Annotated in this window: 1 pseudogene; it reads left to right on the top strand. The window is 59.1% G+C overall.

Features of this window, described 5'->3' with window-relative positions:
• Positions 1 to 77 precede the first annotated feature (77 nt).
• Positions 78 to 296 (top strand): annotated as a pseudogene (locus ACPYOJ_RS35070) (hypothetical protein); the annotation flags it as partial.

Raw genomic sequence — 296 nt, 5'->3', positions numbered from 1 at the left:
GAAAGCCTGGCTTAGCGAGCAAAGCGAAAGCCCATTGCTGTCGTTGAACCTGGTGACGTTTGCTGCGGATGGAGCCCATGAGTAATCCCGCTGGCGAAGGCGATCTGCTGCGCAGCGGCTGGCAAGCCCGCAGCAAGCAGGAGAAGGTGGGGGCGCGCGATAAAATGCAGCCCTCGCTGCTGGATCGCCTCACCGATAACGATCCGGAAAAAAAACGCGAGTCCGCCAACAGTAATCTGATTACCCACGCCGCCCTGCGCCGTAACGTGCTGCGGGATCTGCAGTGGTTGTTTAAC

It is taken from the genome of Rhizobium sp. SVR5-9E, from assembly GCF_056755095.1.
This window is presented reverse-complemented; position numbering and strand designations above follow the sequence as displayed.